Source organism: Duganella fentianensis, from assembly GCF_009857835.1.
In the GTDB taxonomy this organism is placed as follows: Bacteria; Pseudomonadota; Gammaproteobacteria; order Burkholderiales; family Burkholderiaceae_D; genus Rugamonas; species Rugamonas fentianensis.
The window spans coordinates 457,994-482,236 of the sequence record NZ_WWCL01000002.1; the positions used below are offsets into that span (position 1 = coordinate 457,994).

Here is a 24,243-nt window from a genome sequence, read left to right on the forward strand (position 1 = left end):
CAGTGGCCAGCACCGCGCAGGCACTGGCCGGGCCGGCGTTGCTGGCAGGGCTAGGCTAGCGCCTCTGCATGCGCCGCCAGCGGTAGCGCCACCGTGAACGTGGTGCCGACACCGACTTCGCTGCTGACGCTGATCTCGCCATTGTGCTTGGCAATGATCTTCTTGACGATATCGAGTCCCAGACCGCTGCCTTCGCCGGGCGGTTTGGTGGTGAAGAAGGCTTCGAAGATGCGCTCGCGCAGTTCGGGCGGTATGCCGCAGCCGGTGTCGCTGATGGCAACCACGGCATGCTGCTCGCGCCGGCCTATCTGTATGGTCAGCGTGCCATTGCCCTGCATGGCTTGCAGGGCGTTGTGGATCAGATTGGTCCAGACCTGATTCAGTTCATCGGGCAGGCCCAGTAATTCGTCCAGCGCTTCAAACTGCCGTACCACTTCCACGCCATGTTTGATCTGATTGTGGTAAATCGTTAATACCGTTTCTATGCTTTCCGCCAGATCGATGGCGCAGAAGGTGCCGCTGGTATCGACGCGCGAATAGGATTTCAGCGCAAAGATGATCTTGGCGACCCGTTCTACCGCCGTATTGATATTGTCGGCGCTGCGGATGATGGCCGACATGGCAGCGGCAGTCGACATGATGAAGTCGCTGGCGGGATGGCATAGCAGAGGTAAATAGTCCTGAGTATGCTCGTACGCATACAGCTGCACCAGCATGGCGGCTTTTTCGCGCGCATTGCCGACCCCTTGCTGTTCCAGCGTCTGGGTCAGGGCACGGGTCACGGCCCGTTCTTCGCGTGTGCTGAGCAGGCACACGACGTTGCGTGCATGCTGGATCAGCCCCATGAACAGGCGTTGCTGCGACTGGTCTAGCAGCTGGAACAGGCGCGGCAGGCTGACCATGGTATGTTCCAGCGCGCCGACGATGCTTTGTCCGCTGGACTTGATGGCACCGATAGGGGTGTTGACTTCGTGTGCCACATTGGCCACCAGCTGCCCCAGTGTGGCCATTTTTTCCTGCTGGATGATGGTGGCCTGCGCCTGTTTGAGGGCGGCCAGCGCGTCCGAATTGGCCAGTGCAATTGCACCGTAAGCGCACAGGCTGCGCAGGATGGCGGCATCGCGCTCGCCATACACGGCACCGCCAGGGCAGCTGATGTGCAGTATGCCGAGTGCCCGGCTACCCGTCATCAGGGGAATGTACATGCTCGAGCCTTCATGCTCGCTCTGGATGATCACTTCGGCCTGTTCGTTCAGGCAGCGCTCGAAGGGATCGCCCGGCCTGATCTGGCGTTGCTCGGCCGCTAGCGGGCTGCCATTCTGCCAGCCCAGCGCCAGATCCAGCGTCTGCCGGTTTTCGGCCAGACGGAACAGACGGAATTCCTGCACTTCCAGCAGGGTCTGGACATGCTCGCGCAGCGCGCTGATGAGCGGCCCCTGTTCCAAATGGGCGGTGAGTTGGCGGCCTATGCTACCGATCATTTCCAGATCATTGGCGCGGTCCTGCGTCAGCTTGAGCAGGCTCTGGGTTTCGTCGAACAAGCGGGCATTGTCCAGCGCGCCGGTGAGGCTGTTGGCCAGCGTGCAAAGCAGGGTGACATCGGCCGCCGTGAAGACATTTTCGCGGTCCAGATTCTGCAATGAGATCACGCCGACGGCCTGCTCCCTGACCATCAGCGGGACGAACAGCACGGCCTTGGGAATTTCGCCATAGATCACCACGGGGTTGCCGTACTGGGCGACCAGCGCAGCCAGATTCTCGTTGATCAGCAGCGGTTTGCCGGTTTCCAGCACGTGCTTGCGGAAGCCGACGTTGTTGAGGGAGATCTTAGGATAGCGCACATTGCGCTCTATCGAGAACGGGAAGTCGAAACAGTCGCGGGCGCGGTCATACAGGGCGATATCGACCGACTGGGCATCGAAGATGGCGTGGATCTGTTCGCCGACGATGTCGTAGATATTCTGTTCGCGCTGACGGTTGGCCAGCGCCGTCTGCATCTGGTTGAGCATCAGCAGGTCGCTGGTACGGTCTTGCGACAGTTTGAGCAGACGCTGGGTTTCGTCGAACAGGCGGGCATTCTCCAGTGCCACGGCGAGCGTGCTGGTGACGGTTTTGAGCAGGGTGACATCGGCACTGGAGAAGGCAAATTCCAGATCCAGATGCTGCAGCGTGACCACGCCCGTTACGCGGTCGCCGATAATCATGGGGATGAAGGCGGCGCTGCGCGCCATGTCGCCACGGATGGCCACGGGATTGCCGTATTCGATGGAAGCCTGGGCGATGTTCTCGTTGAACAGCAAGGCCTGTTTGGTTTCGATCACATGCTTGCGAAAGCCGAACACGCCGATCGAAGTAGGGGGCAAGCGTTCATCGCGCTCGATGGCATATGGCATGTACAGCTGTTCGCCTTTATCGTCGAGCAGGGCGATCATCACCACCTGGGCGTCAAAGATGCGCTTGATCTTTTCGCCGACGATATCGCAAATGTCGTGCAGCTGCAGGCGCGCCACCAGTGCCGTCTGGACATCGTTAATGATGGCCAGCTCTGCTTCGCGCTGGAAGGATTGGCGTGGCGCCCGCTTGGCGGAGGTGTCGTTCATGTACGCCCCGCGCGCAACTGGGCCAGCTCGGCCTCTTTGGCCTGCAGTGCGGCGGCGCTGGCGGCGAGTTCCTGTTGCAGCGCGCGGATTTCATCGCGCAGCCGGGATTCCTGATGGAAGGCATGCAAGGCCGAGCGCAGGGTGAGCACCAGATCGGCGTTATTGAAAGGCTTTTCCAGAAAACGGTAGAGATTGGCGTGGTTGATGGCTTTTTTTACGCCTTCCAGATCGCTCTGGCCCGTCAGCATGATCTTGATGGTATTCGGACTACGCTCGTGCAGTGCCACCAGCAGGGCGTCGCCACGCATATTCGGCATGATGTAGTCGGAAACAATGACACTGACCGTGGTGCCTTCGGCCGCATACTCTTCGACTATCTCTAGCGCTTCTTCGCCGCCCTCGGCAATTTCGATGACGTTGTCGCTGCCGAAGATCTTACTCAGTAGTACCCGTAATGCATTCAGTACCGTCGAATCATCATCGACGCACAGGATGACCCCTTTGCTCATACTGCCCAACCTCCCTCCTGTTGACATAGCCTTGCCGCGCTGCGGCTCTGCTGACTATACGGGTAGTGTACAGGAGAAATATAAAAAATCGTTAGAATTGGTTTTTTTGTTGGATCGGCGCAATTATATCAATTTGATAGTCACTAGGCGGAGCGCGAGAGTAGCGCCGGGGGCAGGCCTGCCGTGTCAACGGCAGACCTGCCTATCTGCTTTTACTTGGCCTTGCTGATTTCCACTTCCCAGTCCACACCCGAGTCGATGTGGTGCTGTCTGGCGTAGTTGCCCTGGCTGATGGCGACGGCCACGTCGAGCAGGCTGTTCAGGTAGACCAGCGGCTTGCCTTGGGCTACGCCGCCAAACGTGTGCTCGAACGGTGCCACTACCTTGTTCACCTGTTTGCCTTTGTGCAGGATGCGTACCTGTACCTTGTCGTGCACGCCTATCTTCAGTTCGTCGAACAGGGTCTTAGGAATATTGGTCCAGACATTGCCGTACTTGACGTCGAGCACGGGGATGATGCCGCGCAGCGTGTCGCCCTGACGTACGGCTTTCTGGTAAGCGATCTTCACCACCGAGGTGCTAGGCAGCACGGGACCGACCTGCTCGAAGCTGATGGCGCCCGAAGCGAGGCGGGCGCCCACGTAGGCATATACATCGCGGCCGTGGAAGGTGTAGGACTCGCCGGAACCGGCCAGACGGTTGACGTTCTCGTCGATCTCGCGCAGTTCGGCCACGCCGTCGCGCTCGGCGATCAGGGTGAACAGGCCATTGTCCGGCCCCACGAAGTAGCGGCCTGCGCGGGTTTTCAGTACCACCGATTTGCGGCTGGTGCCCACGCCCGGATCGACTACGGCCACGAACACGCTGCCTTGCGGCCAGTAGTTGGCGGTCTGGTACAGGCGGTAGGCACCGAGCCAGATGTCGTAGTCGGGAATGTTGTGGGTCAGGTCGGATACCTGCAGTTTCGGGTCGACGCCGAAGGCCACGCCATGCATGGCCGAGACCGCGCCATCCGACGTGCCGAAGTCGGTCAGCAATACCAATGCATTGCTGGCGTGGGCTTGCGCGGCCAGCACGGTGCTCAGGCAGGCGGCGGCGAACAGTTTGCTCAGTTGTTTGAATTTCATAGGGTTCCCCGTTTAAAAGGTGTAGCGTACGCGGCCATAGAAGTAGGCACCGTTGACGCCGATAGGATTGATGAAGTTGTAGGGCAGGGCACCGCCATAGCTGGCGTTATTGGTCTGGCGCACGCGCTCGGGATAGCGGTCGAATACATTGTCGGCACCGGCGATCAGGGTCAGCTGGCGGCTCAGCTTGTACTGCGCTTCCAGATCGACTGACCACACAGCCGCAAACGACTGGGCGTGCACGCCATCGACCAGCGGTGCGCTATCGTCGAACGAGAAGTCCTGCAGCGCACCGTAGCGGGTGGCGCGCGCCTGCAGATTCCAGCGTGCAGCCTGCCAGTCGGCGCTCAGTACCAGCTTGCTTTTCGGCGAAGCGTGGCGGATGCGGAACAGATTGTTATCGGTCAGCAGCGTCAGCGCCGGATCGATTTTCGCCAGCGCGCCGGACGCCTGATGCACCTGATCGATGCGGGTCTTGTTCAGGTTGAGCGCGGCGTTCAGGTTCAGCGTGCCGCCCGCCAATGGCAGATCGTGGTTGAGCACGGCGTCCAGCCCGGTCGTGCTGGTATCGAGCAGATTGGCCAGATAGGCCACCGACTGGATATCGCTGCGGCCTATGCTGGCCAGATAGGCGGTGGCCGCTTCACTTTGCAGATCGCTGCTGCGGGTGATGCGGTCACGGATCTTGATGCGGTAGCCATCGAGCGTGAAACTGGTATGGCGCTCGGGCCGCCATGCCAGACCCAGCGACAGATTGGTGGATTTTTCCGGCTTGAGTGCCTGCGCACCGAAGGCACGCGCCAGCGCATCGCTGGCCGGCAGCAGCGAGGCGGTCTGCACGCCGCTACCATCGCTGTTGAAATTCAGGGTGGAGAAGCGGAAGCCGGTCTGCACCAGCGCCGGTGCACGGAAGCTGTTCGACAGCGAACCGCGCAGCAGCAGGCTGTCGCTGAGTTTATAGCGGCTGGCCAGTTTGCCCGTGCTGGCGTGGCCGAAGTCGCTGTAATCGGAATAGCGCACGGCGGCCTGCAGCAGCAATTGGCTGCTCAAACTGGTTTCGCCATCGGCATACACGGAGCGGATGGAACGGCTGCCATCGAAGGCATCCTGCGGGCGCAAGCCGGGACCTGCCTGGGCACCGGGTGGCGCATCGGTGAGCGGACCGGCCGCGTAGGACGCCGCATCGCCGGGCGAACTCCGATAGGTTTCATGCATCAACTCGGCACCTATGGCCAGACTGACAGGGGCGGGCAGGCCCAGATCGAATTCGCGCGTCAGGTCGGCATTGAGGGCGTTCTGGCGGAAGTCGAAGCTGGCCAGATGGAAGCGGGTAGGGCTGTTGCTACCGAGCGAGGCATTGACCGAGTTGCTCAGATCGTAGTGGAACAGATTGCCGCCGTGGCGGGCGCTGACATCCCAGTTCCAGCCCTGCGCGCTGAAGCGTGCACCGGCGACAGCGCTGACATCGCTCATGTCGCCATGGGTATCGGGCCGGAAGCCCCGCGGATACAGGGCCAGCACATTGCTGGGGTCGCCCGGATAGCGGAAGAATGCGCTGCCGGTGGACTTGCGCTGGTTCAGGGTGGCGAAGGAATAGGCATCGACGCCATTTTCCAGTGGTAGCAGGGCGTTGTAGAACAGGTAGTTGTTATTGCTGTGCGAATCGCCTGATTTGAAGACGACTTTGCCATCGAGTGCCAGATCGGCCGGCGTGGAGTTCCACGAAGTCCAGCCTGCATCGCTGAAACCGGCGCGCTGGGTCGGGGCACGGCTGCGCGTGTCGGCGCCGAAGCGCAGGAAGCCGGCATCGCCGAGCGGCACGCCGTAGTCGGCACTGGCGGTCTTGGTCTGGCCATCCGTCTTGGTTTCGTTAGTGGGCTTGAAGTCGGTGTGGTTGGCGCCGTAGCCCAGCGAGGCGGAGCCGCCACTGCGGGCATTCTTCAGCACGATGTTGATCACGCCGGCCACAGCATCGCTGCCGTACTGGGCGCCGGCCCCGTCGCGCAGCACTTCGATATGGTCGATGGCGCCGGGCGGGATGGCATTGATGTCGACCGGCACCGTGCCGGCAAAGCTGCTTTCCGTGTCCAGCACGGCGCTGGCGTGGCGGCGCTTGCCATTGATCAGCACCAGTACCTGATCCGGTGCCAGGCCGCGCAGCTGGATGCCGCGCACCGAGTCGGCAGCACCGCTCGATTCGATACGGGCGAAGTTGATCGACGGCGCCAGCGCCTGCAGGGCCGCGCCCAGTTCGCCGCTGGCCAGCGCATTTTCCACTTCGCGTGCGCCGAAACGGTCGATAGGCACTGCGCTATCGAACACGGTGCGGTTGCGCGCGCGCGAACCGACCACGGTGACCTGATCAATGGCGGCCGCGCTGGTAGTGGTAGTGGGCAGATTGGCGGATTCCTGCGCCTGGGTCTGGCTGGCGAGCAGCAGTGCCACGGCGAGTGCGCTGCGGCGCAGCGGCGGAAGAGTGTGGGGCATGGTGAGTTCCTTGCTTAGTGTAGAGCGAACTAGGATCTTACGAGCAATAGGATCATTTTAACAACAAGCAATTGTCTATATGCTTATACTGTGCCCGTGCTGAAATTGCTATCTTGCATAATTGGCTATAGCATAGGCCAACGCTTCGATCATGGCGATCCGGGCGTTATCAGAAAACAGGAGACTTATATGCTGAAGAAAATTGTGACGCTAGGCAGTCTGATGCTGGCCGTGTCAGGCAGTGTCCGGGCTGGCGACGGGCAGGTCAATCTGGCACTCGATGTCGAGCGCGTTGCCCCGGTGGGTGGTGGTATCACCCACGTACAGAGCAGCGCGAAGCAGGTATTGCTGGATCTGGATAAAAAGAGCGTGATTACATTCGACAATGGCTGGGTGGTCGAATTGCTGGGCAAGGATGCGGCCAATGCGGTTGATCTGGCGCTCACCATACGCGAATCATCCGATGCCCGGGCCAAGGTGCTGGCGCAGCCGCGCGTGCTGGCCAGGCTGGGCGAGACCTCGACCATACGCTGGACCAACGGTGAAGAAAAAATGGCGCTCGCCATCAAACCGAGCAAGAGCCAGAAATGAAGCTAGGTCTGGCAGTTGCTATTCTGGCGCTGTTTTGCGGCGCCGCCGCTGCACAGCAGGGCATGCCCGCATACGAACCTCCCGTGCTGAAATTTGACGATAGCTGCACTAAGCCACAATGGCCGAAAGCAGAACTTGAGCGTGGCTACACGGGGAAGGTCATGCTGTCCTTCCTCGTCAATGAAGAAGGTCGGGCGATCGATAGCCGTATCGTCAAGACTAGCGGCTCCGACTTGCTTGATGAGGCCGCCAGAGTATTGCAGACCTGCCGGTTCCGGCCAGCCAGACGAAATGGTGTCGTGGTTGGCGCGTGGACGCCTATCCACTATTACTGGACGCTAGAAACCGAGGAACTGACGCGGGTCAGAAACGATAAGCAGCAAGCATTGCGCCAGAGCGCGCTGGCTGGCGACATGGATGCGCTGTACGAACTAGGCATGATGTACTGGGAAGAGTCCGAGGTCAGAGACCAGAAATTAGCTGTGCAGTTATTCCAGCCTGCCGCTCAAAGAGGGCAGGCCCAGGCCCAGTATCAACTGGGGATAGCGCTGTATCTGGGAGTGGGTGTTACGCGTGATGTAGAGCAGGGATTAGGCTGGCTGCGCCGTGCGGCCGAACAGGGCAGCGTCGAGGCGCAGCAGCGTCTGGGTATGCACTATTCGGGCGAGCGTAGCAATGTGCTCGATCTGGTGCAGGCCGCGTTCTGGTACGGCAAAGCCGCTGAACAGGGTGCGGTGGTGGCGCAGGAAAAACTGGCCGAGGCTTATGCGCGCGGAGCTGGTGTGCCAGCCAGTAGCGAGGAGGCTTTGCGCTGGTACCGCAAGGCGGCGGAAAACGGTAGCGCGCTCGGTCAGACCCGTCTGGGGCAGGCCTATCTGAACGGACAGGGGCTTGCGGCAGATGCGGTGCAGGCGCGCAAATGGCTGGAGCAGGCGGCGCAGCAACGCTGGCCGGAAGCGGAAGCAACACTGGGTGAACTGTTTCTGGCGGGAGGTGTGCTGCCTCAGAGTGACGCGCAAGGCTGGCACTATCTGCAGCGTGGCATGGCCGGAGGCGACGCCGGTGCACTGGCGTTGGCGGGCTATCTACTGACCCGTGGCAGCCATGTAGCGCAGGATCTACCTCGTGGACAGAAACTACTGCAACAAGCACAGCAACTAGGCGAACCGCGCGCTGCAGCATGGCTGGCGGGCGGTAGTGCGCCGGATGCCAGTCTGCGCTACTGATTCCGGCCTGATATACCGGATGGCGGCCAGCCCGTATGTGGATGCATCGAGACGGGCCGCTTGCAGCTTCACACGCTGAAGATATCTTCGATCGTCAGACCGAACAGGCGGGCGATGGCGAAGGCCAGCGGCAGGCTGGGATCATAGCGCCCCGTTTCGATGGCGTTGACGGTCTGGCGCGACACGGCCAGCTGGTCTGCCAGATGGGCCTGGCTCCAGCCGCGCTCGGCGCGCAGCGTACGTATGCTGTTGTTCATCGCTTGGCCGCCCAGCAGCGCAGCAGCCCCGTGATGGCCCAGGCGCTACCCATGATGCCCCAGACCACGAACATGCTCAGGCGCGGATAACCGGCGTTCTCCAGAAAACCGTAAGTGAAAGTGATGGCGGCCGTGATGGCCGCGGCCAGGCTCAGGCTTTCCAGGGTCAGGCTGCGCTGGTATTCGTCCATGCGCTGCACCTGCCGTGCGATGGCCCAGATCATCAGGAAGAAGCCCAGTACGGGAACGGTGAGTGCTGCTGTTTTCGCCATGCCGTCGGCCATGCCCGGGCCGTACAACAGCGAGGGTATGAGCAGGGCCATATAGATGGCAATACTACCGCCGAGCTCGCGCAGATATTGCTGGCTGTGCTTGCGTTCATTGGCGGAAAAGCGGGGTTCTGCGGGATTGTGCATCATTGCCTCCATTCGGTTGTAAAGTATGCTTTACATCTTAGGAGGGATATTCGCACATGTCAAGCAAGCTTTACACATTTATTTGCGCGGAGGGCAGCTAGTGGCTAGCTGTGGCAAACATGTCAGGAAGTTCATGGTTCTAGCCAACTTTTCGGTCAGCCAGTGTAGACTAGGGACATATCACTACACGGGGCCAGCATGAAACGGGTGACAGGTATAGGCGGTGTGTTTTTCAAGGCAAAAGATCCGGTCGCTCTGCGCGCCTGGTACAAGACTCATCTGGGGGTAGATGTGCAGGCATGGGGCGGCGCCGTGTTCGACTGGACCGATGCCAGCGGCGAACCTGTGGCGGGGGCGACGGCGTGGACGATTTCGGCCGACCATGCGCAGGAATATGCGCCCAGCACCAGCAGCTTCATGATCAATTACCGTGTGGCCAATCTGGACGCTCTGCTGGCGGCCTTGCGCGAGGAAGGCTGCAATGTGCTGGAAGTGGGCGAGCCATCCGAGTTCGGCAAGTTCGCCTGGCTGCTCGACCCCGAGGGCAATAAAGTCGAACTGTGGGAGCCCGTGCCGGGGCAGTGAACCGGCCAGCGCTCAGGCCGGGCGGCCGCCCTGATGCAGCTTGACCTGGGCGTACAGGTCGCCCAGCGTGAGGTGCTCGCTCCATAGCGGGGCCAGCTCCACACCGTAGCGGGCCAGCAGCTCGCTTTCCAAGGTATCGAATGGCTGGCGATTACCGCGCCGGTGGCGGGACTGGCTGCGATAGATTTCCTGCAGGCGGTCGCCCGGACCGAACAGCAGTTTCTGCCGGCCTTTGAAGCTGAAACTCTGGGTACACAGCAGCAGGAACTCGCGCACATCCTGCAAGCGGGTATCGGGAAAAGCCTGCAGCCATGCGCTGCTCTGGCAGTTGCGCGCGCGGTAGCGGCGCGGCAGTGCCGTCGCCATTTTCGAAGCTATAGCCAGGGCTATCACGGCGGTGACGGCAGCGGCGATCACATTCATTGCAGTTTCCTCCAGTGCGGCAGATGGTCGTTCCAGCTGCCGCAGCGGCTTGGCCGGTTTATTTAAGCTGACTGATGACGCTGGCCACCTTGGTGGTGATCACGTCGACTGCCGGGCCGTTGGCACCATGCGGGATGATCACGTCGGCATAGCGCTTGGTCGGCTCGATGAATTGCTTGTGCATGGGGCGCACGGTTTCCATGTACTGCTTGACCACGCTGTCAACGGTGCGGCCACGTTCCGTGATATCGCGCTGCATGCGGCGGATGAAGCGCACATCCGAAGCCGTGTCGACGAAGATCTTGAGCGACATCAGTTTGCGCAGATCGGCGTCGTACAGCGCAAACAGGCCTTCGATGACGATCACGGGAGCCGGCTTGACGAGGATGGTGCGGTCCGAGCGGTTGTCGATGGTGAAATCGTACTCGGGCATGTTGATCGTCTCGCCATTGCGCAGCGCCTGCACGTGCTGCACCAGCAGCGGCCAGTCGAAGGCTTGCGGATGGTCGTAGTTCTGCTGGCGCCGTACTTCGGGCGAGAGGTGGGTCTGGTCGCAGTAGTAGTCGTCCTGCATGACGACGGAGACCATTTCGGCGCCGAACGACGCTAATACTTGCTGCGAGACGGTAGATTTGCCGCTGCCGCTACCGCCTGCGACGCCAATAATAAACGGTTGGTAAGAAATCTTGTTCATGCCAAATGATACCGGAAGGCCGCATAAACGCATAGTTGCTGCCGTGTCCGGCGCGCCGTGCAGCGCCAGACGGTCAGGCAGAATTTGCCAGATGGCAGAATTTCGCTCTTGACCAGCGCTCTGGCTCTGCTATAATTCTTCCCGCTTCACGACATGTGCAGCACAACACTCCAAGCGGGAGTAGCTCAGTTGGTAGAGCGCAACCTTGCCAAGGTTGAGGTCGAGAGTTCGAGACTCTTCTCCCGCTCCAGAATTCTAAAAGCAGCCCACGGGCTGCTTTTTTCATTTCCGCTCCCATCTCGCATCACTTGCGTGCGCAAAGCTGCCCTCTGCCAGAGCGCATGGCAGGCCGCTTTGTGATGCCGCATCGAAATATCATGATCCATATCATTCTTGTATTTATTTCCTGCGCCCAAAATGCGCGGTGTCGGCGAGCTGCGTGGTGCAGCTTCGGCATCAACCGCATACATAGATGCATTCAAGGGAGAACTTCTGATGGACAGCAAGAATAAGGAATTGGCTGACGAATCCACATCCGCACGTCGCGGCTTTCTGAGCAAGAGCGCCGCACTGGGCGTGGCCGGTGTGGCTGCAGGCCTGACGGCTTGCAAGGATGACGCTGGCGCGGCCAAGGGCGCAGCAGCCGGTGCTGCCAAGGCAGCCGGCGGTCACGAGGTGGCACCGGGCCAGCTCGATGAATACTATGCTTTCATCAGCTCGGGCCATAGCGGCGAAATGCGCGCGCTGGGTCTGCCTTCGGGCCGTACGCTCAAGCGTATCCCCGTATTTAACATGGATTGCATGGTCGGCTGGGGCGTGACCAACGAATCCAAAGCCATCATGGGCACCAAGGCCGATGGCTCGCTCAAGTACACCACGGGCGACACCCACCACGTCCACGGCAGCTACAAGGACGGCACCTATGACGGCCGCTGGCTGTTCGTCAACGACAAGATCCACTCGCGTCTGGCCCGTGTACGCATGGATACCATGGAATGCGACAAGATCGTCGAACTGCCGAACGTGATGGGCTTCCACGGCATGTTCCCGGACAAGTGCGATCCGGTCGACAGCAAAATCAACTACACCACCCGCGTATTCTGCGGTGGCGAATTCCACATCCCGCTGCCTAACGATGGCCGCGATCTGGAAGATCCAAGCAAATGGGGCGCGCTGTTCAGCTGCGTCAACGCCGAGACCATGGAACTGATGTGGCAAGTGCGCGTTGACGGCAATATGGACCTGGTGGCCACTTCCTACGACGGCAAGCTGGCCGCTTCCAACCAGTACAACACGGAAAACGCAGCTGACCTGAGCGGCATGATGTCGTCCGAGCGCGATGCCTGCGTGTTCTTCAACGTGGAACGTATCGAGAAGCTGGTCAAGGATGGCAAGTTCAGCACCATCGGCGGCTCCAAAGTGCCAGTGGTCGATGGCCGCGCTGCTGCCAACGGTGATCCGAAAACGGCAATCACCTGCTACGTACCAGTGGGTAAAAACCCGCACGGCGTCAACGCCAGCCCGGACGGCAAGTACTTCGTCTGCTCGGGCAAACTGTCGCCAACGGCGACCGTGATCGATCTGGCGCTGGTGGCCAAGTGGTTCGCCGGCGAAGTAAAAACCCCGCGCGACACCGTCGTGGCTGAACCGGAAATCGGTCTGGGCCCATTGCACACCGCCTTCGACGGCAAGGGCAATGCCTACACCTCGCTGTTCCTCGACAGCCAGTGCGTGAAATGGAATGTGGATGCTGCGATCGCCCAGTTCAAAGGCGACAAGAATGCCAAAGTCATTCTGGAAAAACTCGACGTGCACTACCAGCCAGGCCACAACTATTCGTCCATGGGCGAAACCAAGCAGGCCGACGGCAAGTACCTGAACTCGGGTAACAAGTTCTCCAAAGACCGCTTCCTGCCTATCGGCCCGCTGCATCCGGAAACCGAACAGCTGATCGACATCAGTGGCGCCAACATGAAGCTGATCGCCGATCACACGGCTTACTCGGAACCGCACGACGGCATCATCGTCCGCCGCGACGTGGTCAAGACGCGCCAGATCTACAACATGGACGACTTCCCGAATGCCGTGAAACCGGAAACCGCCGGTATCGAGCGCAAAGGTAACAAGGTCCACGTGCGTCTGATGTCGGTCGCACCGGCGTACAGCATGCCTGTCATCAAGGTCAAAAAAGGCGATGAAGTCACCATCACCCTGACCAACCACGACAAGGTGGAAGATCTGGCACACGGCTGTGCACTGCCGACCTATAACATCAACTTCATCGTCAACCCGCAGGAGACCAAATCGGTCACCTTCAAGGCTGATCATGCAGGGGCGTTCTGGCTGTATTGCACCCACTTCTGTCACGCGCTGCACCTCGAAATGCGTAGCCGTTTCCTGGTAGAAGCCTAAGCTAGCAGGGCATGCCGGCCGCAAGACCGGCATGCCCGTTACGACATGAATTCATACTTCCAAGTTTTCTCCAGGTGGTACAGCGGGCTGTGCGCCCTGATGCTGGCCATCTGCCTGCTGCCTGTGGCACAGGCCACCGTTTATGACGCCGAGCTGCCCGCAGGGCTGATGCACGGCCCCGATCTGTGCGCACACGCGGCCTGCAAGGACGTGATGCCGCAGGCCACGCGCTTCTCCCAGCGCATGGGCTCGCCCCAGTATGTACAGGCGTTTGGCCATCCGGCTAACGCTGCGGCGAATAGCGCCGAACAGCTGGTCGGCTATGTTTTCCTATCGACCGACGTGGTCGACATTCCCGCCTATTCCGGCAAACCCGTGATTACCCTGATCGGTATGGATACCAAGGGCATCATCACGGGCGTGCGCGTGCTCAAGCACTCCGAGCCTATTCTGCTGGCCGGCATTCCGGAAAAAGCCCTGCTTGATTTCATCGGCCAGTACATAGGCCAGCGCGGCGACGCCAAGCTGGAAATCGGCCGTGGCGGCGACGGCAGCGTAGGGCTGGACGCCATCAGCGGCGCCACCGTGACGGCCATCGCCGAGAATCAGGTGATTTCGCGCAGCGCCTACGAAATCGGCCGTCAGGTCGGCATCTTCACCACGGCCGCACGGCCGCCGGCCCGCTTCACGCCTATCGACGAGCGCCTGAACTGGCGCAAGCTGCAGGACGAAGGCGCCATCCAGCGGCTGGTGATTCCTGCCTCCGAAGTGGGCGTCGATCCCGCTGGCGGCGATTACATCGATGTGTATTTCGGCTATCTGAATACGCCTACCCTGGGCAAGAGCGTGCTGGGCGAACATGGCTACCAGCGCCTGATGCAGGACCTGCGTCCGGATGAACATGCGATCTTCCTGATCGCCCGGGGCCAGACTTCGTTCAAGGGTTCCGGCTTCGTACGTGGCGGTATCTACGACCGCCTGCAGGTACGGCAGGATCCGCAGAGCTTTACCTTCCGCGATACCGATTATCTGAATCTCTACCATGTGGAACCCGGCGATGTGCCGGAGTTCAAGGAATCGGCCATCTTCATCATCCGCTCGGCCAGCTTCAATCCGGCCTGGCCATGGTCCATGAACATCCTGGCCAACAAGCGTGATGCCAATGGCGTCAAGAGCTTCGCCCGTTTCGAGCAGGCTTACTGGCTGCCCGAGCGCTATCTGGAAGGCGGCCACCCGGTGGTGGTGACGGCCAAACCGGCCTGGCAGCTAATTTGGCAGGGCCAGTGGTGGCAGATCGCCGTGTTCGTCACGCTGCTGGCCGTGACGGCGTTGCTGTACTCGCAGCGCGACCGTCTGGTGCGGGCATCCACGCGGCGCCACAAGCCATGGATCAGCCGTCCGCGTCTGGCCATCTGGATCCTCAGCGTCGGCTTTGTCGGCTTCTATCTGAAAGCCCAGCCCTCCATCACGCAGGTGATGACGTGGGTGCATTCGCTGCTGCACCAGTGGCGCTGGGAGCTGTTCCTGTCCGATCCCTTCATCTTCCTGTCGTGGTGGTTCATCATCATCACTGTGCTGATCTGGGGCCGCGGCTTCTTCTGCGGCTGGCTGTGCCCGTTCGGCTCGCTCCAGCATCTGATGCTGAAGCTCGGCAGCGTGATCGGCCTGAAGCGCTTCCAGGGCTTGCTGCCCAAGCGCTGGCATGACCGCCTCAAGTGGGTCAAATATGGCGTGTTCTTTGCGCTGCTGGCAGTGTCGCTGGTGTCGATGGAAACGGCCGAACATCTGGCCGAGATCGAGCCGTTCAAGACTACTTTCCTGGTGGGCGTGTGGAACCGTAGCTGGCCGTTCTGGATCTTCATCGGCGGCATATTGCTGCTGTCGCTGTTCAGCGAGCGGCCATACTGCAAGTACATCTGCCCGCTGGGCGCAGGGCTGGCACTGCCGGGCCGCTTCCGCCTGTTCGGCCTGAAACGCAAGGCCGAATGCACGAGCTGCCACGCCTGTGCTGCCGGTTGCGGTTCGCATGCCATCGATAGTGCAGGGCGCATCGACCAGACCGAATGCATGCTGTGCCTCGATTGCATGGTGATGTACTACGACGACCATGCCTGCCCACCGCTGGTGCAGGAGCGCAAGCGCCGCACCAATGCCGGCCAGGCGCTGACGCGCATCGGTGCCGATGGCTATTTTGTTTCGCTCGACAGCCTGCGCGATAGTCTGCGTTCGGCCAAGCCGCAGCAAGGCGGGGACGGCGCATGAAACCGGCTTCGATGTTGCGCTGTAGGCTGGCACTGGCACTGGCGCTGGCCTGTGCGCAGCTGCTGGCAGCTTCGCTGGCCGAAGCTGCCGTGCTGCCTGTGCGGGCCGGCGAATCCATCGCCGCCGCCATAGGCCGTGCCCATGCCGGCGATACGCTGCGCATCGAAGCTGGTACTTACCGTGAAAATCTACTGATCGAAAAGCCGCTGACGCTGCAGGGCGTGGGCCATCCCGTGATCAGCGGGCAGGGCAAGGGCGACACCATCCGCGTGCACGCGGCCGATGTTAACCTCAAGGATCTGATCATCCGCGACAGCGGCAGCGATCTGACGGCGCAGAACGCGGGCATCTATGTGCTGCCCGGTTCGCACCGCTTCCAGCTGGCCGACTGCACGCTGGTGGCCAATCTGTTCGGCGTGTGGCTGGAGCGCTCGGATGATGCGCGCCTGTTGCGCAATATTGTGACGGGGCGGCGCGATCTGCAATCGGCGCAGCGTGGCAACGGTTTTCAGATCTATGACACCACGGGTGTGCAGGTGATCGGCAACCAGATCAGCTCCACCCGCGACGGCATCTATGTCGACGTGTCGCGCCAGGCGCTGTTCCGCGAGAACCGCATACATCACGTGCGCTACGGTACGCACTATATGAACACCAACCACAGTACCTGGGAAGACAATGAAGTCTATCTGAGCCGCGCCGGTCTGGCGCTGATGGAAGTGCGCAATCTGGTGGTGCGGCGCAATCTGGCATGGGGCAATACGGACCACGGCATCATGCTGCGCACCATACAGGATTCGCTGATCGAAAATAATGTGGTGGTCGGTAATGACCGCGGCTTCTTCATCTACGACGCCGAGTACAACATCGTGCGCGACAATCTGGTGCTGAACAACCGCACCGGCGTGCACCTGTCGGCCGGTTCCTCCAACAACCAGATCGACGGTAACGACTTTATCGGCAATCAGGAACAGGTGCGCTTCGTGGCGGCCAAGGATGTGGAATGGGGCCGCAGCAAGGCCAATTACTGGAGCAATTACAGCGGCTGGGATCAGGATGGCGACGGCAAGGGCGATGTGCCTTACGAAGCCAATGATCTGGTGGACCGCCTGAACTGGCAATACCCCATGCTCAAACTGCTGGCGGCCAGCCCATCGCTGCGCACGCTGCGCTTTGTGGCGCGCCAGTTCCCCCTGCTGCGCGCACCGAGCGTGATCGACCGCCACCCGCGCATGCAGCCTTATAACCAGAACTGGAAGAAATGGAATGAAATCACTCCACGCTGAAACTGCCATGAGCGCCATCAGCCTGCGTGGCGTCAGCCATCAGTTTGGCGCCTTTACGGCTTTGCAGGATGTCAGCTTCGACATCGGCCGCGGTGAAATGTTCGGCCTGATCGGCCATAACGGCGCGGGCAAGAGTACGCTGTTCAAGCTGATGCTGGGCCTACTCACGCCCGCCAGCGGCAGCATCAAAGTGCTGGGCCAGGATACCGGCGCCGCCGCCTTCCGCCAGACCCGGCGCCAGATCGGCTACCTGCCGGAGAATTTCGTCACCTACGATAATCTGAGCGGCGCCGAAGTGCTGCAACTGTTCGCCGATCTGAAGCAGGTGCCGCGCAGCACCTGCGCAGATCTGCTGGATCTGGTGGGGCTGACGGCCGCCGCCGGCCGCCATGTACAGACCTATTCCAAGGGCATGCGTCAGCGCCTTGGTCTGGCACAGGCGCTGCTGGGCGAGCCGCAGCTGATCTTCCTCGACGAACCCACCAACGGGCTGGACCCGCAGGGCATCGCAGACTTCTACGCGATTCTCGACAGCGTGCGCGCGCGCGGTGCCACCATAGTTATCACTTCGCACATTCTGGCCGAGATACAGGAACGCGTCGATCATCTGCTGATCATGCACGGTGGCCGCGTGGCCGCGCAGGGCACGCTGGCCGAACTGCGGCAGGGCATGGCCTTGCCGCTGACGGTGGTGGCCAGCGTCGCACCGCTGCAGCAGCCGCTGGCGCTGGCAGCACTGGCAGCCGTGCAGGCCGGCAGCAGCGAGGTGCTGAATGTCAGCACCCAGGCCGAGCGCCTGAGCGTACGCTGCGCACCAGCCGACAAGATGGCCGTGCTGACAGCCTTGCTGCCCGTGGCCAGCGATGTGGCAGTCCACGAATCAACACTGGAACAGGTATTTCTCGGTTATGGAGCGGCATATGCACATGTCCATTGAATGGCGTCAGGTGGCGGTGATCGCCAGCAAAGAGTGGCGCGACCGTCTGCGTAACCGCTGGGTGCTGGCTGTGGCGCTGGTGTTTGCCGTGTTCGCACTGGCCATCGCCTATTTCGGCGCGGCCCAGCAGGGGCAGGTGGGCTTCCATGGCATCGAAGCCACCATCGCCAGTCTGGCCAGCCTGGTGATCTATCTGGTGCCGCTGATCGCCCTGATTCTCGGCTATGACACCATCGTCGGCGAACGCGAGCGGGGAGCGCTGGAACTGCTGCTGACCATGCCCATCTCGCGGCTCGAAGTCCTGCTCGGCAAATATCTGGGCCTGGCGGCCGCGCTGACCAGCGCGACCGCCATCGGTTTCGGCGCCGGCCTGCTGCCGCTATTTTCCGAACTGAGCGTGGCCGAAGGCTGGCGCTATGCCGGCTTTGTCGGCAGTGCCGTGCTGATGGGGCTGGCCTTCCTCAGCATTGCCATGCTGATCTCCGTGTGGGCGCGCGACCGCGTGCGCGCCAGCGGTACGGCACTGGCGCTGTGGTTCTTCTTCGTGCTGGTATTCGATCTGCTGCTGATGGGCGCACTGGTCGCCAGTCAGGGCGGCATCAGCAGCGGCGTGTTTGCGGCACTGCTGATGCTCAATCCGGCCGATGTATTCCGCTTGCTGAACGTGTTCAGCTCCGATCAGGCACAGGGCATGTATGGCCTGGCCACTGTCATGCCTTCCGCATGGACCCATCCGGGCGTGCTGGTGGCCGTGATGCTGGGCTGGATGCTGCTGCCATTCTATTTCGCTCACAGGAGATTTTCATGATGCACCCCGTTTCCCTTACCGCTAAGCGCCGTGCGCGCTGGCCTATGCTGCTGGCCGCCGTGCTGCTGGCCGCCTGCTCGCGTACTACCGCACCGCTGCAGGCGCTGGAACCGGACGATCAGGCTGCGTGCGCACTCGATGGCATGCTGCTGCGCGACTTCCCCGGTGCCAAGGCACAGGTGCGCTATGCCGATAACCAGACCGAATACTTCTGCGACGTGATGGAACTGCTGGGTGCCATGCTGGCACCGGAACAGCGCCGCGCCGTCAGCGGCTACTACGTGCAGGACATGGGCAAGGCTGACTGGCAGCACCCGCGCGGCAACTGGATCGCCGCACGCGATGCCGTGTACGTGGTGGGCAGCAGCGCCCAGGGTTCCATGGGCCCGACCATCGTGCCGTTCGCCGTGCAGGCCGACGCCGAAGCGCTGGTGCAGAAGGCTGGCGGCAAGGTGCTGCGCTTCGAGCAGATCACCACGGCCATGCTGAACCGCTCGGCCGACAGCATGCATGACAACGGCATGGGCCACTAGCAGAACGCGGCACAGCCGGCAACGTATCCGGGCTGGCAACGGCCCGTAGCAGTACCAGCGTCGCAGCACGGCGCTGGCCAATTTCGACATCAGAGAGAGTACACATGAAACACACCATTCTACTGGCAGCCTTGCTGCCGGCGGTCTTCGCTACCGCCACTGCCAGCGCAGCACCTGCTGCCAATGGCGAAAAAATCTATCAGGCTACCTGCATGGCCTGCCACGGCACGGGCGTGATGGGCGCACCGAAAGTCGGTGATGCCGCTGCCTGGAAACCGCGCGTGGCGCAAGGCATGGCTACCGTGTACGGCAACGCCATCAAGGGCTTCAAGATGATGCCGCCACGCGGTGGTAATCCCGGCCTGAAGGACGATGAAATGAAAGCCGCCATCGACTTCATGGTTAGCAAGAGCAAATAAGCAGTAAGCGGCCGCCCGTAGTGGCGGCCACAGGTTTCAGGAGAGAGTGTATGGACAGGGTGAGGCTGAACCGGATGCTATGGCGCTGGCTGCGCATGCTGCCGGTGATAGGCTTGCTGGCGGGGCTGCTGGCAGCATGCAGCAGCAACGAGAGCACGTACCAGACCACGGGCCATGTGTTCGGCACTACGGTGGCCGTGACCATCTACGGCGGTTCGCAGCAGCGTGCCGATCTGCTCAGCGCTCAGGTGCTGGCCGAATTCGACCGCCTGCACCACAAATACCATGCGTGGGAACCCAGCATGCTGACGGGGCTAAACGATGCCATCGCACGGGGCGAGCCTTTCGTGGCCGATGCCGAAATGGTCAGTCTGCTCAAATCGGCCACCCAGCTGTCGGTGCGTTCCGGCGAACTATTCAATCCCACCATAGGCCATCTGATCCGCCTGTGGGGCTTCCAGAGCAGCGCCATCGAGGCTCAGCAACCCGATGAAGCGGAAATCCGCCGCTGGGTGGCGGCCCATCCCAGCCTGACCAATCTGCGCTACAAGGGCAATACCATCAGCAGCGTGAATCGCGCCGTGATGATCGATCTGGGCGGCTATGCCAAAGGCTATGCGCTGGACCGCGCCGCCGCCATTCTGCGCGAAGGCCATGTCAAGGCGGCCCTGATCAATATCGGCGGCAATGTGCTGGCCATAGGCCGGCCCGGCAACCACGCCTGGCAGGTGGGCATACGCGATCCGCGCAGCAGCGGCACGCTGACCAGCGTGGCGCTCAACGATAACGAAGCCATAGGCACCAGCGGCGATTACGAGCGCTACTTCATGAAGGATGGCAAACGCCGTCCCCACATCATCGATCCGCGCACCGGTTATCCCATCGATCTGGTGGCTTCCGTCACCATCATCACCAGCGGCGGCAGTGCGCCTGGCCTGCGTTCGGACGGCAATTCCAAACCCCTGTTCATTACCGGCGCAGCAGGCTGGGAAGCGATGGCGGGGCAGCTGGGCCTGAAGGAAGTGCTGCTGGTCGATAGCCAGCGGCAGGTCTATCTGACGCCAGCCATGCGCCAGCGTATCGAATCCAGCCGCAAATAAACACAGTGTTTTGGCCGCATCGCGCTTCACCAGCAGGGGAAGCATGATGCGGTCGTTTTTTTTGCCCGAAATGATGCAAAATATGCCACATTTGCGCATCTGGCGCGCACCTGGCCGCCATTCATCTAGGGAGAAAATTTTGCACCGACTGTATCTGCTACTTTGCCTGCTGGGCAGCGTATTGCCGCTGGCAGCATTCATGCCCTGGCTGGCCAGTCATGGCCTGGCGCTGAATCTGCTGCTGGCGCAGATACTGGAGCAGCCCGTCGCTGCCTTCGCCTGGGCCGATGTGCTGGTGTCCGCGCTGGCGCTGCTGGCGTTCATGTGGCACGAGCAGCGCCAGCAGGCGGTGCGCGGCGTGTGGTGGGCCGTCGCCAGCCTGTTTCTGGTGGGGGTTTCGCTGGCTTTGCCGCTCTACCTGTATCTGCGCGCACAGGTAGCCCGGCCAGCGCGCTAGGGGCGGGAGCGGGGCGATTCTTAAGATAGATCATGAAAAACCGCAGCATATTTGCTGCGTGCTCAAACTCCAAATGATAATGACTCTCATTATCTTTTAAGTTCCGGAGTTAGCCATGAATTCTCGCCGTCTTCCCCGTCCTACCCTGCTGGCAGCGCTGATGTCGCTGGCCTTTAATGCTGCGGCCGGGACGGAACCCGTCAGTCTGCCTACCATCAATGTCAATGCCACGGCGGACGCGCAGGGCTATCTGACGAAGGCCGTCAGTACTGCCACCAAGACGGATACGGCGCTGGCCGATCTGCCGCAGGCGGTCACCGTGATCAGCGAAGCGCTGATACGTGACCAATCCATGCAGAGCATGGCCGATGTGGTGCGCTATGTGCCCGGCATAGGCATGACTAGCGGCGAGGGCAACCGCGATGCGCCCGTGTTCCGTGGCAGCACCAGCGCTTCCGGCGATTTCTACATGGACGGCGTGCGCGACGATGCCGAGTATTACCGCGATCTGTACAACGTCGAACAGGTCGATGCGCTGACGGGGCCGAACGCCATGATGTTCGGCCGCGGCGGTTCCGGCGGCGTGATCAACCGCGTCAGCAAGCAGGCCAATTTCAGCACCATACGCGCGCTCGACCTGACGGCAGGGAACTACCGCAAGCGCCGCATGACGGCCGATCTCGGCCAGGCCATCAACGAGGCGCTGGCCGTGCGCGTGGCCGCGCTGGCGGAAGACTCGGGCGGCTACCAGCGCGCCTACAGCCTGCAGCGCAAGGGCATCAATCCCACGCTCGCCATCCGTGCCGATAAGGCTACCAGCGTGGTGCTGGGCTACGAGCATTTCGAGGATTACCGCACGGCCGATCGCGGCGTGCCTGCACTGAACGGGCGGCCGCTGGATGTGCCGGTCGATGCCTTCTTCGGCAATCCTGACCCCGAGACCCGTCCGGCGCGGGTGCTGGCCGATACCGTCAGCGGCCAGATCGAACACCGCTTCGCCAACGGCCTGCAGTTGTCCAACAAGACGCGCTACACCAGCTACGACAAGCTGTATCAGAACATCTCGCCCGGCGCCGTGAATGCGGCCACCAGCCGTGTCACGCTGAGCGCCTACAACAACCACCAGTGGCGTAAAAACCTGTTTAACCAGACCGATCTGACCATGCTGCTGCAGCAGGGCGGCATCAGCCACCAACTGCTGGCGGGCATGGAACTGGGGCAGCAAAAGACCGACTATCTGCGCCAGACCGGCCTGTTCGCCAATCAGGCCAGCAGCATCAGCGTGCCGCTGGCGCAGGCCGATGCGGCACTGCCGGTCAGCTATGTGCTGGGCGGGAGTAATTCGGACCGCGATGGCCGCAGCAAAGCCAGCGTGGCAGCACTGTACCTGCAGGATCAGATCAGCTTCAATCCGCAATGGCAGCTGGTGGCGGGCCTGCGTTATGACGCCTTCCGGCTCGATTACCACAACAATGTAGCGGCGGGCGTACGCGCCTTGCTGCCGGCTGCGGCCGATCTGTCCAGCCGCGACAATCTGCTGTCGCCCCGTATGGGACTGGTGTACAAGCCGCTGGAGCTGCTCTCGCTGTATGCCAACTACAGCGTGGCCAGCGTGCCCCGTGGTGGCGACCAGCTGAGTAGCCTGACGGTGGTGAACCAGAGTCTGAAGCCGGAGAAATTCACCAACTACGAAGCCGGTGCCAAGCTGCAGTACAGCCCCGATCTGCTGGCCACACTGGCGCTGTACCGGCTTAACCGCAACAACGTAGCAGTCACCAATCCGGCCACGGGTATCGCGGACCAGCTAGTGGACGGGCAGCGTACCAACGGGCTGGAACTGTCGGTCAGCGGCAAGCTGAGCGCGGCATGGCAGGTGCAGGGCGCCTATGCCTATCAGGATGCCAAGCTGCTGGCCAGTGTATCGGCCACGGCGCTGAATGGCGCTACCGTCAACGCGGTGCCGCGCCAGACCCTGTCGCTGTGGAACCGCTACGATCTGAATGACAAACTGGGTGCCGGGCTGGGGCTGATCCATAGAACCGATATGTACGCCTCGACCAGCAATGCGGTGGTGCTGCCCGGCTTTACCCGCATCGATGCGGCGCTGTACTACACCATCCATGGCGGCTGCACGGCGCAGCTGAATATCGAGAATCTGACGGACCGCCACTACTACGCAGCGGCCAATGGCGATAACAACATCACGCCCGGTTCGCCGCGTGCGATCCGCGCCAGCCTGCATCTGAAGTTCTGAGCGGCGCCCTAGTGGGCCACCAGCACGGGGATATCCATGGTATCGAGGATGGTGCTGGTGACGCCGCCCAGCACGGCCTCGCTCCAGCGGGTGTGGCCGTAACCGCCCATCACCAGCAGGTCGTTACCGAGCGCGCAGGCCTGTCCCAGTATGGCTTCGGCCACGGGCAGCTCGGTGCTGTCGGCGATCAGGTCTACCGGAACACCATGACGGGCCAGGAACAGGGCCATATCGGCACCGGCTTGCTGGCTGTGCTGACCCGCATGCTGGCCGGCGTTCAGCACCAGCAGCGTGACCTTGCGTGCCAGCTTGAGCAGCGGCAGCGCATCGAGCAGGGCGCGGGCGCTGTGGTTGCTGCCATCCCAGGCCAGCAGCGGATGCTGGCAAGGCGTCACATCGAGCGGCACGCGGCTCACCTTGGGCACTACGAGGATGGGCCGTGCACCGTGCAGCAGCAGTGATGGCACCAGCGCACTGGCGCGGTCGGCCAGTGTTTCGTTACCATCATCCTGGCTCAGCACCAGCAAGTCGGCGCAGCTCGATTGCAGCAGCAGGGCGCTGGCCGCATCGTCGCTGAGCAGCCGGCTTTCGTAGGAATTCACCGCATGCGTGGTGGCGCTGATGGCGCAGTTTTCCAGCGCCTTGCTGGCGCTATCGCTCATCTGCGTCATGTGCTCTGCCGTCAGCGGCCAGATACCGGCAGCCACGGCCACCGGTGCAAAGCGCGAAATGCCGGTGGCGGCCGCGCCTATCAGGTGGGCATCGAACAGGGCTGCCAGCCGGCAGCCCAGCGCATAACGTGCTGCTGCGTGGTGCGCCATATCGGCATGCAGCAGGATGGTGCGATAGCTCATACGGAA

Annotated in this window: 22 protein-coding genes and 1 tRNA gene; 14 read left to right on the forward strand and 9 right to left on the reverse strand. The window is 61.6% G+C overall.

Features of this window, described 5'->3' with window-relative positions:
- Positions 1-50: 50 nt before the first annotated feature.
- From GTP23_RS09980 to GTP23_RS09995, 4 genes are all read right to left on the reverse strand, one after another.
- Positions 51-2,600, reverse strand: a complete 2,550-nt coding sequence (locus tag GTP23_RS09980) for a GAF domain-containing protein (protein ID WP_161035016.1) — start codon at positions 2,598-2,600, stop codon at positions 51-53.
- Positions 2,597-3,109 (reverse strand): response regulator, encoded by a 513-nt coding sequence (locus GTP23_RS09985; RefSeq protein WP_161035017.1) that lies wholly within the window; start codon positions 3,107-3,109, stop codon positions 2,597-2,599. Before GTP23_RS09985 ends, GTP23_RS09980 begins: the two co-directional genes overlap by 4 nt.
- 212 nt (positions 3,110-3,321) lie before the next feature.
- A complete protein-coding gene (locus GTP23_RS09990; protein ID WP_161035018.1) occupies positions 3,322-4,236 on the reverse strand; it encodes an SAM hydrolase/SAM-dependent halogenase family protein in 915 nt (304 codons plus the stop codon).
- A 12-nt stretch (positions 4,237-4,248) separates the two neighbouring features.
- On the reverse strand, positions 4,249-6,723 hold the full coding sequence (locus tag GTP23_RS09995) for a TonB-dependent receptor plug domain-containing protein (RefSeq protein ID WP_161035019.1): 2,475 nt from the start codon (positions 6,721-6,723) through the stop codon (positions 4,249-4,251).
- A gap of 189 nt (positions 6,724-6,912) precedes the next feature.
- On the opposite strand from GTP23_RS09995, the gene GTP23_RS10000 reads away from it, so the two are divergent.
- Complete coding sequence (locus GTP23_RS10000) at positions 6,913-7,314, forward strand: hypothetical protein (RefSeq protein ID WP_161035020.1); 402 nt, start codon at positions 6,913-6,915, stop codon at positions 7,312-7,314.
- Entirely contained in the window at positions 7,311-8,540 is a 1,230-nt protein-coding gene (locus tag GTP23_RS10005; RefSeq protein ID WP_161035021.1) for a TonB family protein, read from the forward strand. Before GTP23_RS10000 ends, GTP23_RS10005 begins: the two co-directional genes overlap by 4 nt.
- Before the next feature lie 68 nt (positions 8,541-8,608).
- Here GTP23_RS10005 and GTP23_RS10010 read toward each other — a convergent pair whose 3' ends face one another.
- Positions 8,609-8,797 (reverse strand): helix-turn-helix transcriptional regulator, encoded by a 189-nt coding sequence (locus GTP23_RS10010; protein ID WP_161035022.1) that lies wholly within the window; start codon positions 8,795-8,797, stop codon positions 8,609-8,611.
- Positions 8,794-9,213, reverse strand: a complete 420-nt coding sequence (locus GTP23_RS10015) for a hypothetical protein (protein WP_161035023.1) — start codon at positions 9,211-9,213, stop codon at positions 8,794-8,796. Before GTP23_RS10015 ends, GTP23_RS10010 begins: the two co-directional genes overlap by 4 nt.
- 198 nt (positions 9,214-9,411) lie before the next feature.
- Here GTP23_RS10015 and GTP23_RS10020 point away from each other — a divergent pair, with 198 nt between their 5' ends.
- A complete protein-coding gene (locus GTP23_RS10020) occupies positions 9,412-9,798 on the forward strand; it encodes a VOC family protein (protein WP_161035024.1) in 387 nt (128 codons plus the stop codon).
- 12 nt (positions 9,799-9,810) lie between these two features.
- On the opposite strand, the gene GTP23_RS10025 is transcribed toward GTP23_RS10020, so the two are convergent.
- Positions 9,811-10,221 carry a hypothetical protein gene (locus GTP23_RS10025; RefSeq protein WP_161035025.1) on the reverse strand — a complete coding sequence of 137 codons (411 nt, stop codon included), beginning with the start codon at positions 10,219-10,221 and terminating at the stop codon, positions 9,811-9,813.
- Between the two features lie 58 nt (positions 10,222-10,279).
- Entirely contained in the window at positions 10,280-10,915 is a 636-nt protein-coding gene (gene udk / locus GTP23_RS10030; RefSeq protein WP_155435151.1) for a uridine kinase, read from the reverse strand.
- Between the two features lie 174 nt (positions 10,916-11,089).
- On the opposite strand from udk, the gene GTP23_RS10035 reads away from it, so the two are divergent.
- The 11 genes from GTP23_RS10035 (at position 11,090) to GTP23_RS10085 (ending at position 23,383) form a co-directional block, all read left to right on the forward strand.
- A tRNA-Gly gene (locus tag GTP23_RS10035) sits at positions 11,090-11,165 on the forward strand.
- Between the two features lie 245 nt (positions 11,166-11,410).
- Positions 11,411-13,327: a TAT-dependent nitrous-oxide reductase gene (gene nosZ / locus GTP23_RS10040; protein ID WP_161035026.1), complete on the forward strand. Its 1,917-nt coding sequence runs from the start codon at positions 11,411-11,413 to the stop codon at positions 13,325-13,327.
- Positions 13,328-13,372: 45 nt separating this feature from the next.
- The gene (locus GTP23_RS10045; protein WP_161035027.1) at positions 13,373-15,589 is read left to right on the forward strand and encodes a 4Fe-4S binding protein; all 2,217 of its coding nucleotides are present in this window, start codon (positions 13,373-13,375) and stop codon (positions 15,587-15,589) included.
- The gene (locus tag GTP23_RS10050) at positions 15,586-16,875 is read left to right on the forward strand and encodes a nitrous oxide reductase family maturation protein NosD (protein ID WP_229256032.1); all 1,290 of its coding nucleotides are present in this window, start codon (positions 15,586-15,588) and stop codon (positions 16,873-16,875) included. The genes GTP23_RS10045 and GTP23_RS10050 overlap by 4 nt, the downstream gene beginning before the upstream one ends.
- Positions 16,856-17,812: an ABC transporter ATP-binding protein gene (locus GTP23_RS10055; RefSeq protein ID WP_161035028.1), complete on the forward strand. Its 957-nt coding sequence runs from the start codon at positions 16,856-16,858 to the stop codon at positions 17,810-17,812. Before GTP23_RS10050 ends, GTP23_RS10055 begins: the two co-directional genes overlap by 20 nt.
- Positions 17,796-18,620, forward strand: a complete 825-nt coding sequence (locus GTP23_RS10060) for an ABC transporter permease (RefSeq protein ID WP_155435155.1) — start codon at positions 17,796-17,798, stop codon at positions 18,618-18,620. The genes GTP23_RS10055 and GTP23_RS10060 overlap by 17 nt, the downstream gene beginning before the upstream one ends.
- Positions 18,617-19,153 carry a nitrous oxide reductase accessory protein NosL gene (locus tag GTP23_RS10065; protein WP_229256033.1) on the forward strand — a complete coding sequence of 179 codons (537 nt, stop codon included), beginning with the start codon at positions 18,617-18,619 and terminating at the stop codon, positions 19,151-19,153. The genes GTP23_RS10060 and GTP23_RS10065 overlap by 4 nt, the downstream gene beginning before the upstream one ends.
- Positions 19,154-19,257: 104 nt before the next feature.
- Positions 19,258-19,572, forward strand: a complete 315-nt coding sequence (locus tag GTP23_RS10070; protein ID WP_155435156.1) for a c-type cytochrome — start codon at positions 19,258-19,260, stop codon at positions 19,570-19,572.
- A gap of 50 nt (positions 19,573-19,622) precedes the next feature.
- Entirely contained in the window at positions 19,623-20,672 is a 1,050-nt protein-coding gene (locus tag GTP23_RS10075) for an FAD:protein FMN transferase (RefSeq protein ID WP_229256034.1), read from the forward strand.
- 139 nt (positions 20,673-20,811) lie between these two features.
- Complete coding sequence (locus tag GTP23_RS10080; protein WP_161035029.1) at positions 20,812-21,129, forward strand: DUF2834 domain-containing protein; 318 nt, start codon at positions 20,812-20,814, stop codon at positions 21,127-21,129.
- Between the two features lie 115 nt (positions 21,130-21,244).
- Positions 21,245-23,383, forward strand: coding sequence for a TonB-dependent receptor (locus GTP23_RS10085; RefSeq protein ID WP_161035030.1), 2,139 nt, complete (start codon positions 21,245-21,247; stop codon positions 23,381-23,383).
- 8 nt (positions 23,384-23,391) lie between these two features.
- Here GTP23_RS10085 and GTP23_RS10090 read toward each other — a convergent pair whose 3' ends face one another.
- A complete protein-coding gene (locus GTP23_RS10090) occupies positions 23,392-24,237 on the reverse strand; it encodes a universal stress protein (RefSeq protein ID WP_161035031.1) in 846 nt (281 codons plus the stop codon).
- Between the last annotated feature and the right edge of the window lie 6 nt (positions 24,238-24,243).

Bases quoted from the DNA above. Each gene is read 5' to 3' on its own strand.
- GTP23_RS09980 (WP_161035016.1), bottom strand. From the start codon at position 2,600: ATGAACGACACCTCCGCCAAGCGGGCGCCACGCCAATCCTTCCAGCGC.
- GTP23_RS09985 (WP_161035017.1), bottom strand. From the start codon at position 3,109: ATGAGCAAAGGGGTCATCCTGTGCGTCGATGATGATTCGACGGTACTG.
- GTP23_RS09990 (WP_161035018.1), bottom strand. From the start codon at position 4,236: ATGAAATTCAAACAACTGAGCAAACTGTTCGCCGCCGCCTGCCTGAGC.
- GTP23_RS09995 (WP_161035019.1), bottom strand. From the start codon at position 6,723: ATGCCCCACACTCTTCCGCCGCTGCGCCGCAGCGCACTCGCCGTGGCA.
- GTP23_RS10000 (WP_161035020.1), top strand. From the start codon at position 6,913: ATGCTGAAGAAAATTGTGACGCTAGGCAGTCTGATGCTGGCCGTGTCA.
- GTP23_RS10005 (WP_161035021.1), top strand. From the start codon at position 7,311: ATGAAGCTAGGTCTGGCAGTTGCTATTCTGGCGCTGTTTTGCGGCGCC.
- GTP23_RS10010 (WP_161035022.1), bottom strand. From the start codon at position 8,797: ATGAACAACAGCATACGTACGCTGCGCGCCGAGCGCGGCTGGAGCCAG.
- GTP23_RS10015 (WP_161035023.1), bottom strand. From the start codon at position 9,213: ATGCACAATCCCGCAGAACCCCGCTTTTCCGCCAATGAACGCAAGCAC.
- GTP23_RS10020 (WP_161035024.1), top strand. From the start codon at position 9,412: ATGAAACGGGTGACAGGTATAGGCGGTGTGTTTTTCAAGGCAAAAGAT.
- GTP23_RS10025 (WP_161035025.1), bottom strand. From the start codon at position 10,221: ATGAATGTGATCGCCGCTGCCGTCACCGCCGTGATAGCCCTGGCTATA.
- udk (WP_155435151.1), bottom strand. From the start codon at position 10,915: ATGAACAAGATTTCTTACCAACCGTTTATTATTGGCGTCGCAGGCGGT.
- nosZ (WP_161035026.1), top strand. From the start codon at position 11,411: ATGGACAGCAAGAATAAGGAATTGGCTGACGAATCCACATCCGCACGT.
- GTP23_RS10045 (WP_161035027.1), top strand. From the start codon at position 13,373: ATGAATTCATACTTCCAAGTTTTCTCCAGGTGGTACAGCGGGCTGTGC.
- GTP23_RS10050 (WP_229256032.1), top strand. From the start codon at position 15,586: ATGAAACCGGCTTCGATGTTGCGCTGTAGGCTGGCACTGGCACTGGCG.
- GTP23_RS10055 (WP_161035028.1), top strand. From the start codon at position 16,856: ATGAAATCACTCCACGCTGAAACTGCCATGAGCGCCATCAGCCTGCGT.
- GTP23_RS10060 (WP_155435155.1), top strand. From the start codon at position 17,796: ATGCACATGTCCATTGAATGGCGTCAGGTGGCGGTGATCGCCAGCAAA.
- GTP23_RS10065 (WP_229256033.1), top strand. From the start codon at position 18,617: ATGATGCACCCCGTTTCCCTTACCGCTAAGCGCCGTGCGCGCTGGCCT.
- GTP23_RS10070 (WP_155435156.1), top strand. From the start codon at position 19,258: ATGAAACACACCATTCTACTGGCAGCCTTGCTGCCGGCGGTCTTCGCT.
- GTP23_RS10075 (WP_229256034.1), top strand. From the start codon at position 19,623: ATGGACAGGGTGAGGCTGAACCGGATGCTATGGCGCTGGCTGCGCATG.
- GTP23_RS10085 (WP_161035030.1), top strand. From the start codon at position 21,245: ATGAATTCTCGCCGTCTTCCCCGTCCTACCCTGCTGGCAGCGCTGATG.
- GTP23_RS10090 (WP_161035031.1), bottom strand. From the start codon at position 24,237: ATGAGCTATCGCACCATCCTGCTGCATGCCGATATGGCGCACCACGCA.